This is a genomic window from Bdellovibrio sp. HCB290, from assembly GCF_047305925.1.
Classification (GTDB): Bacteria; Bdellovibrionota; Bdellovibrionia; order Bdellovibrionales; family Bdellovibrionaceae; genus Bdellovibrio.
The window spans coordinates 1661108-1677422 of sequence record NZ_CP178620.1 but is presented as its reverse complement, the minus strand read 5'-3'; the positions used below and the strand labels follow the sequence as shown (position 1 = coordinate 1677422).

Genomic DNA, 16315 nt, shown 5'->3' with positions numbered 1-16315 from the left:
GCCCGCATCTTTCATGAAATATACAAAGTGGTTTTGGATCATCATTGGTATCGCGTTTTTGGTGATCACTCATCAGGTTTTCTGGTGCCCAATTCATGGGGATGGAGCGTTTTATGCTCTTATCATTAAGCAGACCACTTTGGATCCCGGTCTTACTTTATATCGCGCGACCGGCGCTCCATTCTTCGACCATCCCTGGTTATTTTTCTATTATGCTTCTTTGATCACAAAGGTTTTTGGCATTTCGGATCTGACAGTAAAATTGCCTAATTTCTTGATGGCGGGATTTACGTTTTTCTTGATGTTTAAGATGGCGAAGGCGTCTTATCCCGATTTCACGACCCGCGAAAACGACAACAAGCAGAGTTTCATTTTTTGGTCAGGACTGATTTCTATTTTCCTATTGGTATTGACTGGAGGATATGAACTCCAAACTCGTCAGCCCTCTTTAGATCCGATGGTACAGTTTTTAGCTTTAGCGGCTGCTTTTGTCTTGATCAAATATAAGAACCACTACTGGGCAGGAATTGTTTTAGGCTTGGCGTTTATGACCAAAGGGACCGAGATGCTGTCTCATTTGGCGGCTCTGCTTTTATTGCCATTGATTGGCAATTCTTTGCAAGAAAGCCTTCGTGATTTTTTCAAAGATCTTTTGAAGAGTATATTAGTATTGGGCGGAGTTCTAACGGTGTTTGCACTGTGGTTTGCCTGGGATCGCTATTTCAATATTCATTGGTTTGAGGGGTATTATCAGTACCAATTTGCGAATCGTTTCTTTGCGAAGCAGAACTTTTCGTCTTCTGTTATCGATTTCGCTTTCATTAAATCATTGATTGAAATGTATGGAGTTTGGTTGATCCCTACTGCCGTAATTCATTCCTTTTACTTTAAGAAGCACAAGTCATTGCCGAAAGTTTGGATTTACTATTGGGTTTATCTGTTAATGACTGTTTGTGCTTTTTCTTTGATCAAGAAGGATTCGTCGCAGCACTACACTGGTATTTACATCTTCGGCTCTATTGGGCTTGCTCAGGGACTGGTTTACCTGTGGACCTCTTGGAACGATCAACTGCGCACCAAATCACTGCAGTGGGCCAAAGCGCTGGTGATGGTCGTTTTCATAGCAGGCTGCGGAGGCGCGCTTTACTTCTGGACTACGCCTTACAACAAGAAGGACATTTGGGCCGAGACTCAGCGGGTTGGGAAGATTTTAAGCAAGGAGCCTAGCAAGGTTGTTGTCATTGATCCTAAGAGTCCTTGGCAGGAGCAGATGTATTGGAATTTGCGGTGGTATAGTGTGAATCCTATTTATTGGGAGGTCGCGGATCGTCGAGCTCAAGTTTCTGCAGGTCAGTCTATTTTGATAGTGTCTGCAAATGAAAGTGGAAGCGAGATCCAAGTTAAAGAAAAAGCCCATTTACTCACTAAGTAATGTGCAAAGTTTTAAGGGAAAAATTTTCTCTAGTTTTTTTAACTGCGTTTTGCCTGATTTCTTTTGAGTGTAAATTAAGTCCCACTGATACAAAGCAGCTTTTAGATTGTGACTAAAGTCGGGCTGATATTGAGACCCTAGCAATGACTACTTGATCTTTAGGTCCATCATCACAGGCCACGTTCGAAGTAGACCTTCTTCAGCTCAAAAGATACTCCTCATTTCTAAAATCAGATCTAACTTCTGGAGTCATCTGGTGAAAAAATCGTCCTCCCGCAAATAGTCGTCATTTCACCGCGGCATTCTAAACAGATCAGAGATTATAACATCTACGCTTCGCATGTGGTTCGAGCATCTTAAATTTAAACCTTTGTAATATCAAACAAGCAGCTCTGATAAAATAGATACTGCGAATCTTTTAATAAAAAAACTCAGAGATGAAATTTTGAACGGAGAAATACTTTAATATTTGCTGAAAACAAAGATCCTGATCGAAAGATGGTACCAGCACCGCCTACGGCTAGACCACACAGCCCGTTGAAATATCAGTCATCGGCTCCAAAAACTTTATCACCGAATTCCTATAATAATTGAAAGGCGTCTATTTGCATTATTACTAGTACGAAAATTGGGTTCCGGTCACGGACGCAATCGCCAGTTTTCCCAGATGAACTTATATTGATATGTCAGCTCGTGTGATTTGGACAACATTGCCTGAATTTCCATCATTCTTTGTTCAGCATTATCCACGAAATTATGAAATTGAACCTGAATATTATTAATTTTACCCACTATCGGGTCTTCTAATAATCGATTCAACAACGCATACTCGCCCCCCTCGATATTAATTTTCATTAAGTCGATATGGGTAATGTTTTCTTTTTTTATAAACTCTAGAATATCAACAACCTCAATCGTTTCACAGTAAACGCTAGATTTTTTTGCCGTGAAAGTCGTCGACGCATCATCCAGAATACTGAGTTTGATCGTTTCGTTCTTATCACCTAATCCAAAATTCCAACATTTGACCCGCGTTGAACCAGCAAACCGACGACTTAAACCATCATAGTACTTTTTCGCTGGTTCAAAAGCGTGTACCGAGCAAGAGTACTTCGCAACAATATCTTCTGCAAAATCACCAACATAAGCTCCGACATCAAAAACAACAGACTCACTATTCAATTCTGGATAGTTTAATCTATGCGTAAGGTCCCCGTTATCAACAAACCATTGCTTTGCTGTTTTCTCAAATTCAGTTTGATAAACTAGACGGCGAGCTTTTTTTGCAATTCTAAAAAAAATATTCTGTTTATTCATGATACCCAATGCTGAGGTGTATTTTGCCATTTTTAACTTTTAGAGGAAAGAGCTTCAAGAAAGTCCTAATTATGCTATACTGAAAAACTTCCTTAAAAATCCCCAGTAAAATTTTAAACCTATTTTGTTTAAAAGAAAAGACAAGCCTTACAAAATATAAAAACAATTCCTTTCGAGGCTCTAAAACAAAAGCCCGCAATGAATACCATGCATCATCAAGGTTTTTAGCAAAAACATAACGATCACCGAATTTACCAAAACAATCAAAATCTCTTAGCGCTTTAATCGAACTTTCATATTGTTGCTTTTTGTAAATCGACGAAACAGATTTTGAATGAATTCTATAGTAAATCAACCGATCTGGAAGATTAGTGATTGTAAAACCCGCTGAAACCATTTTCAACCACAACGCATAGTCTTCTGCGTGCGGATAAGCTTCATCGTACCCACCTAGGGATTTTAAAATATCTAACCTGACCATAATCGAGGGATGAAACAAAGAAGAATTTCTCGTCAACCTAAAAGATGTCCAAGCCGGTGTATTAGGCAACATTATGGTACTTTTTATTATTCGATTTTTCTCGTCAATAATCCAAGCATCGGTTCCCACTAAAGCAATATCGAGATTACCCAACAAAAAGTCCACCTGTCTATTAATCCTATCAGGATGACAAATATCATCACCGTCGAGTCGAACGAGATATTCTCCCGTCGCGTACGACACCCCCTTATTCAAGGTCTTAATTAATTTCAAATTTGATTCATTCCTAAAATACCGAATTCTTGGATCATTGAATTTGTTAATAATAATTTCGGTGTCATCACTAGAACAGTCATTTATAATTAGCACTTCCAGATTTGTGTATGTCTGCTCTAAAACACTTTGAATGGTTTCTTTGATGTAGTCCTGACAATTAAATACGGGAATTAGAACAGAAACCAGAGGAGATTGTTGGTTCTTCATCAATTATGTCTTTCTCAGCTCTTTTTTTTCAAAATCTTTCACTTTACTTCTCGATCCAAAACTACTTATCAGAATTAGGGGTTTGCTTTTGTAACAACTCGCTTAATCCATTACGTGTAATAAATTGTTTGGATTGCCTAATTGCACGAAAAAATTCCTCGTTTATAGAAGACCGGGCCTGAGCTTTGTGATACAGATGATATTGAATCCCCTGATAGCACAAGGAAATGGGCGTCACACCGACACCTGAGAGTCTATAGTCGACGTCTGAATCTTCTCCAGTACCAGGTTTTGTATAAGTCATATCGAAACCGTTCACTTTATACAAATCTGTTTTGGAAACTGAAAAATTACATCCAACAAGGCTGCGGACTTTTCTGTTAAGAATTTTATACAACAAGAAAGAGGTTATGCGAAAACCCTTTAGAGCATTATTGTCTTTCATCCAGATCAAAGCAATAAATAGCCACCACCAATTCTTGTGTAAGAACCCCGACCTAATATGTTTAGCTTTAATAAAACTTGATATCCGCGGAGTGAGCTCAACACGACGTCCCGCAAGAGTATGTCCTTCACGTCGATTATTCCAATGATCTTTCAGAAACTCAGGATGTAAAATACAATCTCCATCAACAAATACCAGATATTCTCCTCGAGCTTGCAGGATTGCCCGATTAAGCATTTCATTCTTATAAAAACCTCTGTCCTCATGCCAAAGATGCACTACGGATACAGCCGAGTGTTCATACTCAGCTCGTATTGTACTAACAGCCTCCTTACCGGACCCATCGTCGCAAATAATCAATTCAAAATTACGAAATTTTTGAACTTCTATCGAAGCGAATACTTTGTTGAAAAATTCTGTGTTGTTGTAAAAAGCTAAACACAACGTGACCTGAGGTCGTACACTCCGTTCGTAAGCTATATTGTGAAATCGGGCTGTTCGAACACTCATTCCTATATTCCTAGCAAGCAGTAAGATAGAGTTATTTTGATTCTAGTTCAATATCCTGGATTATATCCGTAACGCGTCAAGCAACCACCTAAGCGATCTCTAAAAGGGTATTTTTATTGAACTCACTCTGAATTGTACTTAAAATTTCAAGTATGTTCCTAATCACTTTTTGGCCGTTTCTAATTTCGTTTGTCATTACTGCATTTGCTATTCCCATTATTATCAGAGTCGCAGACGCCAAACATCTCATGGACGAACCCGATTCAGATAGGAAATTTCACTCACATAGAACCCCAACATTAGGTGGTGTCGCCATATTTGCGGGAACTATTATTTCATTTTCCGCAATGGTTGATTATATTGGGGCTAATTATGATATTAAATTTATGATTCCGGCCTTCCTGCTTCTTTTTTTCGCTGGAATTAAAGATGACATCCTTAATTTGTCAGCTTTTAAAAAATTGCTGATACAATTTGCCAGCGCAGCTCTACTGACAGTCTTTGGCACCATGCGATTAACTAATCTTTGGGGAATGTTAGGAATTACTGAAATTTCTCCCTTAGCGGGTATTTGTCTTACATTCATTCTCATCGTGGCCTTGATCAACGCATTCAATCTAATCGACGGCATCGACGGTCTGGCTTCTGGACTTGGGTTGATTGCGGCGTTTTTTTTCGGTACTTGGTTTGCACAAACAAACGCCACAGCATTAAGTATTCTATCTTTTTCACTTGGCGGAGCGCTGCTTGGATTTCTTCTTTTTAACTTCCGTCGTGCGAAAATTTTTATGGGTGATACTGGATCTATGATGATTGGTTTTATCATGTCCATATTAGTAATTAAATTTATTGAAAACAATCGACTGCCTGGCGTAGAGCAGTCTCCGTATTACATCAAAGCCGCACCTGGGGTCGCCGTCGCCGCAGTGATGATTCCCCTATTTGACATGAGTCGCGTCTTCTTTCAAAGAATTATAAAACTAAAAAACCCTCTTAAGGCCGATCGAAATCATATTCATCACATGTTAATCGACCTAAATTATTCACCGACGAAAACAACTCTGACACTTTACTTACTGGCTATTACCTTAATTGCAGTCTCACTAACACTCAAAGAGTTGCGATCAATGGAACTATTAGCCGTGTTGTTTCTTATAGTTTCTCTCATTAATATAGCCATCATCTTACTTAGACGAAAATTGAGTTCACTGAAGGAACATACCAAATGATTAATTCGGTAGTCGGATCCGTAGTTATTTTTAACCCTTCCTGGGTTCTGCTAGAAGCTACTATCCGTACATTTTTAACTTCTTGTCCTGAATCACAAATAGTAGTTTGGGATAACTCTCCAATTGATAAGACAAGTGAAAAATTGAAAGTTTTCGGTCGAAAGGTAACATATATAAAATCGCTTGCGAATGTAGGTTATGGAAAAGGACACAATTCCGTTTTTAATTATATAAAAGGTAACTGCGATTTCTTTGCAATTCTTAATCCGGATCTCGAGATCCCTGAAATGTCGATGGGCATGTTACTAAATTATATGCAAGAGCACCCTAGATATGGTTTGGCATCTGCGAGCATTTTTGGCCTTGACGGAAAACCCCACGCGGTCCACAAGCCAGCACCAACCATCTGGAGGTATTTGAGAATTCTTTTGGGACGAAAGTTTAAGTGTATCGCGCTTTCCAAAGAAATAGAAAATCCATTTTTCCCACTTCCTGAGCAACCCATCGAGGTTCCACTGGTTAGCGGCTGCTTTATGCTTTTTAGATCTAACCACTATAAAGATTTAGGGGGATTCGACGAAGCCTTTTTCCTCTATTTTGAAGATTACGACATCTCGTTAAGATCATTCAATGCTGGAAAAAGTATTGTTATACCTCACGTAAAAATCTTTCATAACTGGGAAAGAGCGAGCCACAAGCGATTCAATCTGCTAACGATACATATTAAGTCGGCATGGAAATTTTATACAAAATGGGGCTTCGGATTAAGGCTTCGAAAAATATCAATCTAAAGTTGTTTATTGCGCTTCGACCGATTTATAAATTTAAATATTATTTTCCGAAAGGAAATAAACATATAGTAAAGAAAACGCAGAAATTCGTTTTCAAATCCATACATATATAGATTTTCAAAGGCGACTAACTTTTTCTGATAGCTTGCGGCTGTTCGCTCAACATGATCATAAATCGTACATAGCGGAATGTTAATTCCGTGTAGCGGAGTCCTTTTAGAAATCTTCGAATAGAAAATCGTATCTTCTGCGACTCTAAGACACTCCATAAATCTAAGTTCGCCAACCACGCTGCGATGGATGACTACAGATGGAGTCGCAATATGACAATGAAAAGGTATTAAAGGATAGAAATAGGTCCATCGCCCACATTCTATGGTTCGTGATGCATTAGATGAAAGTCCTCTGAAAAAATAACTCGTATGCGAAAACAACCAGCCATTTTTTTGCATCTTTTCAAACTGGATAAATAGCTTACTATCAATCCATTCATCGTCAGAATCTAGAAAAGCAATGTACTCTCCTTTTGATATATCGAGTCCTACATTACGTGCCTTGGCCGGCCCGCCATTGGTTATACGAATATACTTACATCTTTCATCATCATTAATCAAATCAACTACTGCAAAAACATCTGCAGTACTTCCATCATCAACGATAATTATTTCAATATTTCGAAAAGTCTGCCTACGAGCTGATTCGATTGCTCGAATGGTAGCGTCAATGCGATTATAAAAGGGAATTATTACAGAAATTTTTGGAAGAGCGCTCATTAAATCCGCACCCAACTGGCCGGCATCAGATCGACAGTTTGCTCGTTAAGTTCTGGATTAGAAAACCATTTTTCAGGAGCAATTACTATTTTACCAACATTCTCATTGAGCCATGCTCCCCACCAACTAAAAGTGCTATTAGCGATAATACAGTGACGGCATTTGCTAATTAGAATCAAATCCCAATAGCTATTTTCACCGACGTTGTGATTCACGAAAGTAGCATTACCTGGAAATTCGAAGTTCTCTTTCACCCACTCAATATCATCGGAAAATATAAAAAAATGGCACTCGCCTACTTTAGATTTTATCAGAGACGTGGCTGACGCATAATAATCGAGTGAACTGGCACCATGAGTTGCAGCTGCAACTGAACTTTTAATATAATCTCCTCGACGAAAATGAACTGCTACCGAGTTACAACTTTGCATCTTACTTATTACATCAAGATTAGATTTATTGGGCCTTTCGACTGGCTTGAAATGTCGCAAAATTGTTTCACGATTGCTTTCAAAATACTTATACGACTGAAAGTATCCATCTAGATAACAAGGAGGTGTTAGTGATGATAAACTGGGATCGTATCTAAAGCTTTTCTCAAAGAAATAGGTTTTTGATAATTTAAGCCTTAAACTAACTTTCCTAAAAACTCTAAAAATAATGTTATACCTCAATAAAGGAAACATCGAGGTCAAATCCGACTTGCTCAACTTTCTTATTTTAGTATTGAAAAGACTCAGCTGAAATTCCCATGATGTTACATGTTTTAACTTTTGTTCAAAATAACTTCCGTCAAATCCGCATTCAATATTGTGTTGAGATGCCAATGTCACAGCTGTCGCATATTGAAACATTTGATTACCAAGTCCACCGGAGAGATTAACAACAATCATATCTTTTTCCTACACATAACTCCAAAAAAGTGAAACACTAAAACACCCGATAACAATCGACAAAAATCTAACAGGCATTCTCATCCAAGGAAAATACTTCCGCGAGAAAATAACTGTTAAAACAATATGAAAAAATCCTGCTATGCTCAAGGCAGATAATATACCTGCAATACCGAAGAACTTTCCCAATATAACACTAAAGCAAAAATTTATTACCACGCCGATGGCATTTAGAATTACAGCAATATATAGTTTTTTTCTCTGAACAAGGCCACAGCCCGTTAATTGGACCATTCCGCTCATTAGCGTGGTTAAAAAAAGAGGGACCATATACGGAATTGCTAAATCATACTTTCCATCAAATAGTTTCCGAAGCAGACTTGGTCCAACTGTAAGCTGTCCGAGAAGCGAAATCATAGCAATCGTTGCTAATAAGTACTCAGCGTTTCTGAATATTTTCATGTATTTGGCAGACTCCTCTTCCTGAAGAGCACCAAATATTTGGACAGTTGTTGCACGTAAGAGAGATGTTATAAGTACATTGCCACAACCTAATCCAAGAGTTGCAGCAAGCGTATAATACCCAACTTCAGTGAGGCTGAAATAGTAATTTACGATATACCTATCCATATAAACATTAAAATAGGTGATAAGCATTCCAGGTATTGCTACCCATCCGAGCACCAATAACTCTTTTTTTCTGAATATATACTTTGAGCGGTCTTTGTAACGCGCTAGATAATTCTTTGAAAATAGAAGTAATAGTCCTGTCGCAATTATTCCCGCCGATAACATTCCAAGAAGGTAGCTTTGTACTGTGGGTTGCCCTATAACAAAACAGATCAGGATTAAAAAGAAACAAATCGCGGCAATAAGTTGCACTCGATATAAATCAAAAGCATTTGCCACGCTAATTGCAAATGAACGAAAGGCCTCGGAAATACTCAAGGCGGCAACCACAAATGCCATTTCATAGTGCAATTTCAGGTCAATTTTAAAAAACCTCATCGCTAATAAAAAAGTAAAAACAATCGATCCAGCGATTACCATAATTAATAAGGACGATTTCAGCTCTTGTGAAATATTCTTATCGCCTTTTTTTTCCTGAGAAAAAATCACAGTTGTTATTGCCGTTGCTTGTCCTAACATAACAACGGGAACTAATAAGCCGACTGCACCCACGATCAACCCAAAAAGACCATACTCCTCGACCGTCAATTTTTTAGAAAGATAAAAGTTACTAAAAAAAATTGCACCCGAAAAAACTATGGTAAAAGCAATATAGTACAAATTCCGACGCATGAGTAAGAACTAACCTTTATCAAATTCAGCACGAAGACGTTCTATTTGAGCCTTCATGGGAACCTGATGATTTCCAACGAAGAAACCATGTTGATCAATTCTCTCTGCATTCGGAAGACCACCATGAATTTCAAAATCGAACCATTTTAATGCCTCATTTTTCGCAAAATTACCTGCGACAATTGGACGACATTCAACTCCAGCTTTCGTCAAGTGTTCGATCAAACTTATTCGTTTAACTGTTGATTCAGGTCTAATCACAAAGCTAAAACCAAACCAGCTACTTTTTCCAATTTCTTTTTGAATGTATAGATCTGGATGATTGCTAAATAGTTCTTGGAAAACAAAAGCATTTTCGCGTCTAACATCTACAAAATTCTGTAACTTCTTAATTTGCTCTAGGCCAATGGCTCCACTCATCTCAAGCGGCCGGACATTGTACCCAGGCAGCACGAATTTAAAGGACTCCTCGAAAGCGTTATCGCTTTTAATGCCTGTAACTTTATTTATTTTAGGAAGATTTCTAGTCCATCCATGAGCTCGCAAACACAATAAAATATGATACAATTCCTCATCATCAGTAGTGACAATTCCACCTTCCATCGTGGAGATGTGATGACTAAAAAAGCTGCTATAAGTTCCCATTGAGCCAAAGGTACCAGTTTGTTTACCTTCAAAGGTAGCTCCCAAAGATTCGCAATTGTCTTCAACCAACTCAATCTTTCGTTCACCAATAATATTTTTAATTTCGGTAAAATTGTTAGGATTTCCCAATAAATTCACCGTCATTATCATTCGTGTATTGTCGGTCACAGCATCTCGCAAAGCATTGAGATCGTAGTTCAAAGTTTCTATATCGATATCTACAAATTTAAGCTTCAGTCCGTATTGAGCCAATGGGAAATAAGTTGTGCTCCAGGATACCGCAGGCACAATCACTTCATCACCGCGCTTAAGTGGATTTTCTTTTCTATAAAAAAGTGCGGCTACCATCAAAAGATTCGCTGTTGAACCTGAGCTAACCATCACGCAATGATTAGAACCTAGAAATTTCGCAAACTCTTCTTCATATTTAGCAACATGCTTGCCCATTGTGTACATGCCCGTGGCAATTACTTTATGAATAGCTTCAACTTCAAGATTGTCCCAACTAGATGTCGCAAGCGGATAAAACATTTCCATACAAACCTCTATTTTCCCAAATTTAAGTAATAAGACAAAGTCTTCTCAATACCAGAGTGAAGAGATACTTTACTTCTCCAACCCCAACTCTCCGCCAACTTTGTTGAAACCAATTTTTGCTTCATCCCTACTGGCTTAGAAAGGTCATGGATAAACTTACCTTTATAACCGACGACTTCAGCAACTGCTTGGTAGTATTCATTGACGCTATAGTCGACGCCCAATCCAACGTTCATTACCCCTGGAAGGGTTTCAAAATTGACTAGACCTTTAGACACACAATCAGCCAGATCTCCAGCGTACATAAACTCCCTTCGAGCCTCACCACTTCCCCAAATTTCAACCTCTGCACATCCATTGACTAGAGCTTCGTGAATTTTACGAATAACTGCAGGTATCATATGGGAATTTTGAGGATCAAAATGGTCGTAGCGCCCGTAGAGATTGCAGGGAATCATTGTTTTAAAGTGAAAGCTCTGATCTTCTTTCATTATGTAATGGCACAACCGTTGAGCCATGATCTTGGCAATTGCATACCCCTCATTGGTGGGCTCAAGCTCCCCTTGGAGTACCATTCCTTCGGATAATGGATTTGGAGCATTTCGTGGGTACATACAGGACGTACCTAAATTGATCATCTTCTTAATTCCCAGTTTATAGCAAGCACCTATAAGATTTCGATTGATATCAACGTTATCGACCAGAAAAGCCACTGGATTTTTAATATTCGCTTGAATACCGCCAACTCTTCCAGCCGCATGAATCACAAAATCAGGACGATGGGTATCCAAATAAGTCTCAACCTGTTCCTTTGAACTTAAATCCATTTCTGAGCGGGTTGGTTTCAATATTTCGTTTTGAGCGATTACAGGATGCTCGATAAGATTTTTACCTACCATGCCTGTCGCCCCTGTAATTAGTATTTTCACTGATCAAGCCTAACAACTTTAGTTGAACCGCCATGCTTAATTTCAAGTTCTGCCTGGATATAATCAGCATGAACCATTTCTTTAACAAGTTCTGCAAAGGTAATTTTTGGTGTCCAGTTCAGCTTATTTTTTGCTTTTGAAGCATCTCCTAAAAGTGTTTCAACTTCGGCTGGTCGGAAATATCTAGGATCCACAGCAACGATACAACGGCCTTTTTCGTCATAGCCTTTTTCATCGACTCCATGGCCGCGCCAGGAAATCTTCATACCAAGTTCGGCAGCGGCAATTTCCACAAACTCGCGGACACTTTTTTGCACTCCTGTAGCAATAACAAAATCCTCAGGATCTTCTTGTTGAAGCATCATCCACTGCATTTCTACGTAATCTTTCGCATGCCCCCAGTCGCGCTTTGCATCCATATTTCCGAGATATAGACAATCTTGAGTACCAAGTTTGATACGTGCCAATGCTCGGGTGATCTTACGAGTTACGAAAGTTTCGCCTCTTAATGGACTTTCGTGGTTAAACAAGATCCCATTACAAGCGTATATTCCATAAGACTCTCGATAGTTAATTGTAATCCAGTAAGCATAAAGTTTTGCGACTGCATAAGGACTTCTTGGATAAAATGGCGTGGTCTCTTTTTGAGGAATCTCCTGAACGAGGCCGTACAACTCGGAAGTGGATGCCTGGTAGAAACGGGTTTTTTTTGTTAAATCCAAAATTCGGATTGCTTCCAAAATTCTCAGAGCTCCCAATGCATCACTATTCGCCGTGTATTCAGGTTCCTCAAATGAAACCGCGACGTGACTTTGGGCCGCTAGATTATAAATCTCATCTGGTTGAACCTGCTGAATAATACGCAAAAGGGAAGATGAATCTGTCAAGTCACCATGATGCAAAAAGAAGTGTTGTCCCGGAATATGTGGATCCTTAAATAAATGATCAATCCGATCGGTATTAAACAGAGAGGTCCGACGTTTAATTCCGTGAACTTCGTAACCTTTGCTCAAAAGTAGTTCCGCCAAATAGGCACCGTCTTGCCCAGTTACTCCAGTAATTAATGCTTTTTTCATAAAAGTTCCATTCTTATAAATTTAATAACTTAGCAAACATAATTTCGTTGCCGGGCATCTTACTGCCCATACCCAATTTCACAATCCGTAAACTTCCAAAATGCGATAGTACTCATCATACGCATCCTCAAGTGAGTCTTGCCAATTCGGCATACTAAATCCAAAACACTCTTGAAGCTTAGCACAGTTCATCCGGGAATTCTGAGGCCGAACCGTCTTTGAAGCGTAATCGCTTGATAAAATTGGTTTTATATTCTTAACAATAATTGGTCTTCCAATGCTTCTCCTCTTCATGATGCTGAAGATTTCCGAGGCAAAACCAAACCAAGTTGTCTCACCTTTCGGGGCTAAATGAAAAATACCGCTTTCCGCTATTCCGAAGTCTCGTGTACATATTTGGGCTGTGAGATCAGCAATATTCCGAGACCAAGTAGGAGCACCCCACTGATCATTTACAATACTTAATTCTTGTTTTTCGGTCGCGAGACGCTTCATCGTATTATAGAAATTGCTACCATAGTTAGAATAGACCCAAGAAACTCTCAAATTTAAATATTCGCCGCCAATTTCTTGAATTAACTGCTCACCTTTTAGTTTCGAGCGACCATAAGCATTCAAGGGATTCGGAACGTCCTTTTCAGTATAAGCACCTTCTTTTTGTCCATCGAAAACATAGTCAGTCGAATAATGAATGAAACGAGCGCCGGATCTTTTGGCTTCGTCGGCCATGACCCCCACGGCTGTACCATTAATTTGGGTGGCGCGTTCCTCGTCCGTCTCAGCTTTATCTACAGCTGTATAGGCAGCTGCATTGATAATGTAATCAGGCTTATAGGAACGAATAACCTCTGCAACTTGTGAATTGTCTTCTAAATTCACCTCGTCACTGGCGCAAGCTCTGATTTCTCCCAAAACAGCACAGGAGCGTTGAAGCTCCCATGCGACCTGCCCATTTTTTCCAAAGATCAAAATCTTCTTCATTCATAAACCTCTGCCGACTTGAACTCCGTACCTTTCTTATCTTTTTCGGAAAGAACAGGTTCAAAAGACAAAGGCCAGTCAATTTTCAATGTGGAGTCGTTCCAGGATATACAGCGCTCAAATTCAGGAGCGTAATAGTCTGAAGCCTTATATAAAAACTCAGCCGATTCTGATAGCACGACAAAACCATGCGCAAATCCCGGAGGCACCCAAAGTTGAAATTTATTTGTTTCACTCAATATACAGCCAAACCATTTTCCAAAAGTTGGAGACGATTTCCTCAAGTCAACAGCTACGTCAAAAACTTCACCCCGAGTAACACGAACAAGCTTACCTTGAGAATTTTTTATTTGATAATGTAATCCTCTCAGAACACCCTTGCCGGAACGAGAATGATTATCCTGGACGAAAGAAAAATTAGTATTGGTTAACTCATTGAATCTTTTTTGATTAAAGCTTTCCATGAAAAAGCCGCGGGAATCCCCGAAAACTGTTGGCTCAATAAGGTAGCAGTCATTTAGCGAAGTTTCAGTCACTTTCACTTATATACCCTCTATAGCCAATTGAATCAGATATTGCCCATAACGATTTTTTTTCAAAGGTTCTGCAAGTTGCAATAGCTGCTCATTTGAGATTGTTCCCATCCTAAAAGCAACTTCTTCCGGAGAAGCTACCTTCACACCCTGACGAGTTTCAATTGTTTGAATAAACATACTCGCCTCAAGCAAGCTCTCATGAGTTCCAGTATCCAACCAGGCAAACCCACGACCCATGGTATGGACATTCAAATTGCCCTTTTCAAGGTAGATTCGATTCAGATCTGTGATTTCAAGCTCGCCACGTTTAGAAGGCTTCAAGCTCTTCGCATATTCCACAACATGCTTATCGTAGAAATACAAACCGGTAACGGCGTAATTAGATTTTGGCTGTGCGGGCTTTTCTTCGATTGTTTTGGCTTTGCCTTGAGCATCGAACTCGACCACGCCGTAGCGTTCCGGATCCATAACCTTATACGCAAATACGCTTGCCCCGCTCTTCAATTCCGCAGCCTCTTTAAGCATTTTGCTGAAACCCTGGCCGTAGAAAATATTGTCGCCAAGAACCAAAGCACACTCAGAACCATTGATGAACTTTTCTCCAATGATGAATGCTTGTGCAAGTCCGTCTGGAGAAGGTTGAACTGCATAGGAAATGTTAATTCCCCATTGGGAACCATTTCCCAACAGCTGCTCGAAGCGTGGGGTATCCATCGGAGTGGAAATAATCAGGATATCTTTGATCCCTGCCAGCATCAAAGTCGTCAGCGGATAATAGATCATTGGCTTATCATAAATAGGCAAAAGCTGTTTACTAACGACCGTTGTTGCAGGATACAAGCGTGTGCCAGAACCACCGGCAAGAATAATGCCCTTCATTACTTACGTCCCTCGTAGTTTTTATCAAGCCATTCACGGTAGTTGCCAGATACGACATTGGAAACCCAAGTTTCGTTATCCAGGTACCACTTGATCGTCTTTGCTAGGCCAGTTTCGAAGTTTTCTTTTGGCTTCCAGCCAAGCTCTTTTTCAATTTTTGTCGCATCAATCGCATAGCGCTTGTCGTGACCTGGTCGGTCTTTCACAAATACTTTTTGAGTCAGATAGCTTTTGCCATCTGATCGGGGGCGCAATTTATCCAACGTTCCACAAATGGTATCGACCACTTCGATGTTCTTTTTTTCGTTCCAGCCACCTACGTTGTAGGTCTCGCCCAAACGACCTTTGTCTAAAGCAAGTTCGATCGCCTCACAGTGATCAACTACATACAACCAATCACGGATATTAGAACCGTCACCATAAATTGGCAGATCCTTCCCTTTAAGGGCGTTATGAATCACGATTGGAATCAATTTCTCTGGGAACTGATATGGACCATAGTTGTTAGAACAGTTTGTAGTCACTGTCGGTAAACCGTATGTATGGTGATAAGCACGGACCAAATGGTCACTGGCAGCCTTGGATGCGGAATAAGGACTATTCGGAGCATACGGAGTAGTTTCGCTGAACGCAGGATCGTTCATCTCAAGGCTTCCGTATACTTCATCAGTTGATACGTGCAAGAAACGGAAAGACTTCTTTTCTGCCTCTGGCAAAGTACCCCAATAAGCACGCGTAACTTCCAAAAGATTAAACGTACCAACGATATTAGTTTGAATGAAGTCGCCAGGACCGTGGATGGAACGGTCAACATGGCTTTCTGCTGCAAAGTTCAAGATAGCTCTTGGCTTATATTTACCAACAAGTTCAGCCAAAGCGGTTTGATCCAACAAATCGACCTTTGCAAAAATATAGTTCGGATTGCATTCAACACTCTTAAGATTTTCCAAATTTCCGGCATAAGTCAGTTTATCGATATTTACTACTGGCTCTTTATGCTTATCCAGCCAGTTAAGAATGAAGTTGGAGCCGATAAAACCCGCGCCGCCTGTTACAAAAATCATATACTTTCCTTG

At 39.6% G+C, this 16315-nt stretch carries 16 protein-coding genes; 3 read left to right on the top strand and 13 right to left on the bottom strand.

The window, feature by feature from the left end; translation table 11 throughout:
• The first annotated feature begins 13 nt into the window (after nt 1-13).
• A complete protein-coding gene (locus tag ACLVWU_RS08205; RefSeq protein ID WP_413578506.1) occupies nt 14-1432 on the top strand; it encodes an ArnT family glycosyltransferase in 1419 nt (472 codons plus the stop codon).
• 639 nt (nt 1433-2071) lie between these two features.
• Here the strand turns inward: ACLVWU_RS08205 and ACLVWU_RS08200 are convergent.
• From ACLVWU_RS08200 to ACLVWU_RS08190, 3 genes are all read right to left on the bottom strand, one after another.
• The gene (locus ACLVWU_RS08200) at nt 2072-2779 is read right to left on the bottom strand and encodes an FkbM family methyltransferase (RefSeq protein WP_413578505.1); all 708 of its coding nucleotides are present in this window, start codon (nt 2777-2779) and stop codon (nt 2072-2074) included.
• On the bottom strand, nt 2742-3713 hold the full coding sequence (locus ACLVWU_RS08195; RefSeq protein ID WP_413578504.1) for a glycosyltransferase family 2 protein: 972 nt from the start codon (nt 3711-3713) through the stop codon (nt 2742-2744). Before ACLVWU_RS08195 ends, ACLVWU_RS08200 begins: the two co-directional genes overlap by 38 nt.
• Before the next feature lie 61 nt (nt 3714-3774).
• Nucleotides 3775-4668, bottom strand: coding sequence for a glycosyltransferase (locus ACLVWU_RS08190; protein ID WP_413578503.1), 894 nt, complete (start codon nt 4666-4668; stop codon nt 3775-3777).
• A gap of 152 nt (nt 4669-4820) precedes the next feature.
• Here ACLVWU_RS08190 and ACLVWU_RS08185 point away from each other — a divergent pair, with 152 nt between their 5' ends.
• Complete coding sequence (locus ACLVWU_RS08185) at nt 4821-5897, top strand: glycosyltransferase family 4 protein (RefSeq protein WP_413578502.1); 1077 nt, start codon at nt 4821-4823, stop codon at nt 5895-5897.
• Nucleotides 5894-6688 (top strand): glycosyltransferase, encoded by a 795-nt coding sequence (locus ACLVWU_RS08180; RefSeq protein ID WP_413578501.1) that lies wholly within the window; start codon nt 5894-5896, stop codon nt 6686-6688. Before ACLVWU_RS08185 ends, ACLVWU_RS08180 begins: the two co-directional genes overlap by 4 nt.
• Here ACLVWU_RS08180 and ACLVWU_RS08175 read toward each other — a convergent pair.
• The 10 genes from ACLVWU_RS08175 to rfbB all read right to left on the bottom strand — a co-directional run bounded on the left by ACLVWU_RS08175 (nt 6685) and on the right by rfbB (nt 16303).
• On the bottom strand, nt 6685-7461 hold the full coding sequence (locus ACLVWU_RS08175; protein ID WP_413578500.1) for a glycosyltransferase family 2 protein: 777 nt from the start codon (nt 7459-7461) through the stop codon (nt 6685-6687). The two genes, ACLVWU_RS08180 and ACLVWU_RS08175, sit on opposite strands and share 4 nt — an antisense overlap.
• Nucleotides 7461-8354, bottom strand: a complete 894-nt coding sequence (locus ACLVWU_RS08170) for an alpha-1,2-fucosyltransferase (RefSeq protein ID WP_413578499.1) — start codon at nt 8352-8354, stop codon at nt 7461-7463. Before ACLVWU_RS08170 ends, ACLVWU_RS08175 begins: the two co-directional genes overlap by 1 nt.
• 9 nt (nt 8355-8363) lie before the next feature.
• Nucleotides 8364-9656, bottom strand: coding sequence for a lipopolysaccharide biosynthesis protein (locus ACLVWU_RS08165; RefSeq protein WP_413578498.1), 1293 nt, complete (start codon nt 9654-9656; stop codon nt 8364-8366).
• Nucleotides 9657-9665: 9 nt separating this feature from the next.
• Nucleotides 9666-10838 (bottom strand): DegT/DnrJ/EryC1/StrS family aminotransferase, encoded by a 1173-nt coding sequence (locus tag ACLVWU_RS08160; protein ID WP_413578497.1) that lies wholly within the window; start codon nt 10836-10838, stop codon nt 9666-9668.
• Nucleotides 10839-10846: 8 nt separating this feature from the next.
• Complete coding sequence (locus ACLVWU_RS08155) at nt 10847-11767, bottom strand: GDP-L-fucose synthase family protein (protein ID WP_413578496.1); 921 nt, start codon at nt 11765-11767, stop codon at nt 10847-10849.
• Nucleotides 11764-12843: a GDP-mannose 4,6-dehydratase gene (gmd, locus tag ACLVWU_RS08150; protein ID WP_413578495.1), complete on the bottom strand. Its 1080-nt coding sequence runs from the start codon at nt 12841-12843 to the stop codon at nt 11764-11766. The genes ACLVWU_RS08155 and gmd overlap by 4 nt, the downstream gene beginning before the upstream one ends.
• A gap of 78 nt (nt 12844-12921) precedes the next feature.
• Entirely contained in the window at nt 12922-13824 is a 903-nt protein-coding gene (gene rfbD / locus ACLVWU_RS08145) for a dTDP-4-dehydrorhamnose reductase (RefSeq protein WP_413578494.1), read from the bottom strand.
• The gene (gene rfbC, locus ACLVWU_RS08140; RefSeq protein ID WP_413578493.1) at nt 13821-14366 is read right to left on the bottom strand and encodes a dTDP-4-dehydrorhamnose 3,5-epimerase; all 546 of its coding nucleotides are present in this window, start codon (nt 14364-14366) and stop codon (nt 13821-13823) included. The genes rfbD and rfbC overlap by 4 nt, the downstream gene beginning before the upstream one ends.
• Entirely contained in the window at nt 14367-15239 is an 873-nt protein-coding gene (rfbA, locus tag ACLVWU_RS08135; RefSeq protein ID WP_413578492.1) for a glucose-1-phosphate thymidylyltransferase RfbA, read from the bottom strand. It lies immediately after the preceding gene.
• The gene (gene rfbB / locus ACLVWU_RS08130; RefSeq protein WP_413578491.1) at nt 15239-16303 is read right to left on the bottom strand and encodes a dTDP-glucose 4,6-dehydratase; all 1065 of its coding nucleotides are present in this window, start codon (nt 16301-16303) and stop codon (nt 15239-15241) included. Before rfbB ends, rfbA begins: the two co-directional genes overlap by 1 nt.
• Nucleotides 16304-16315 lie beyond the last annotated feature (12 nt).

Bases quoted from the DNA above. Each gene is read 5' to 3' on its own strand.
- ACLVWU_RS08205 (WP_413578506.1), top strand. From the start codon at position 14: ATGAAATATACAAAGTGGTTTTGGATCATCATTGGTATCGCGTTTTTG.
- ACLVWU_RS08200 (WP_413578505.1), bottom strand. From the start codon at position 2,779: ATGGCAAAATACACCTCAGCATTGGGTATCATGAATAAACAGAATATT.
- ACLVWU_RS08195 (WP_413578504.1), bottom strand. From the start codon at position 3,713: ATGAAGAACCAACAATCTCCTCTGGTTTCTGTTCTAATTCCCGTATTT.
- ACLVWU_RS08190 (WP_413578503.1), bottom strand. From the start codon at position 4,668: ATGAGTGTTCGAACAGCCCGATTTCACAATATAGCTTACGAACGGAGT.
- ACLVWU_RS08185 (WP_413578502.1), top strand. From the start codon at position 4,821: ATGTTCCTAATCACTTTTTGGCCGTTTCTAATTTCGTTTGTCATTACT.
- ACLVWU_RS08180 (WP_413578501.1), top strand. From the start codon at position 5,894: ATGATTAATTCGGTAGTCGGATCCGTAGTTATTTTTAACCCTTCCTGG.
- ACLVWU_RS08175 (WP_413578500.1), bottom strand. From the start codon at position 7,461: ATGAGCGCTCTTCCAAAAATTTCTGTAATAATTCCCTTTTATAATCGC.
- ACLVWU_RS08170 (WP_413578499.1), bottom strand. From the start codon at position 8,354: ATGATTGTTGTTAATCTCTCCGGTGGACTTGGTAATCAAATGTTTCAA.
- ACLVWU_RS08165 (WP_413578498.1), bottom strand. From the start codon at position 9,656: ATGCGTCGGAATTTGTACTATATTGCTTTTACCATAGTTTTTTCGGGT.
- ACLVWU_RS08160 (WP_413578497.1), bottom strand. From the start codon at position 10,838: ATGGAAATGTTTTATCCGCTTGCGACATCTAGTTGGGACAATCTTGAA.
- gmd (WP_413578495.1), bottom strand. From the start codon at position 12,843: ATGAAAAAAGCATTAATTACTGGAGTAACTGGGCAAGACGGTGCCTAT.
- rfbD (WP_413578494.1), bottom strand. From the start codon at position 13,824: ATGAAGAAGATTTTGATCTTTGGAAAAAATGGGCAGGTCGCATGGGAG.
- rfbA (WP_413578492.1), bottom strand. From the start codon at position 15,239: ATGAAGGGCATTATTCTTGCCGGTGGTTCTGGCACACGCTTGTATCCT.
- rfbB (WP_413578491.1), bottom strand. From the start codon at position 16,303: ATGATTTTTGTAACAGGCGGCGCGGGTTTTATCGGCTCCAACTTCATT.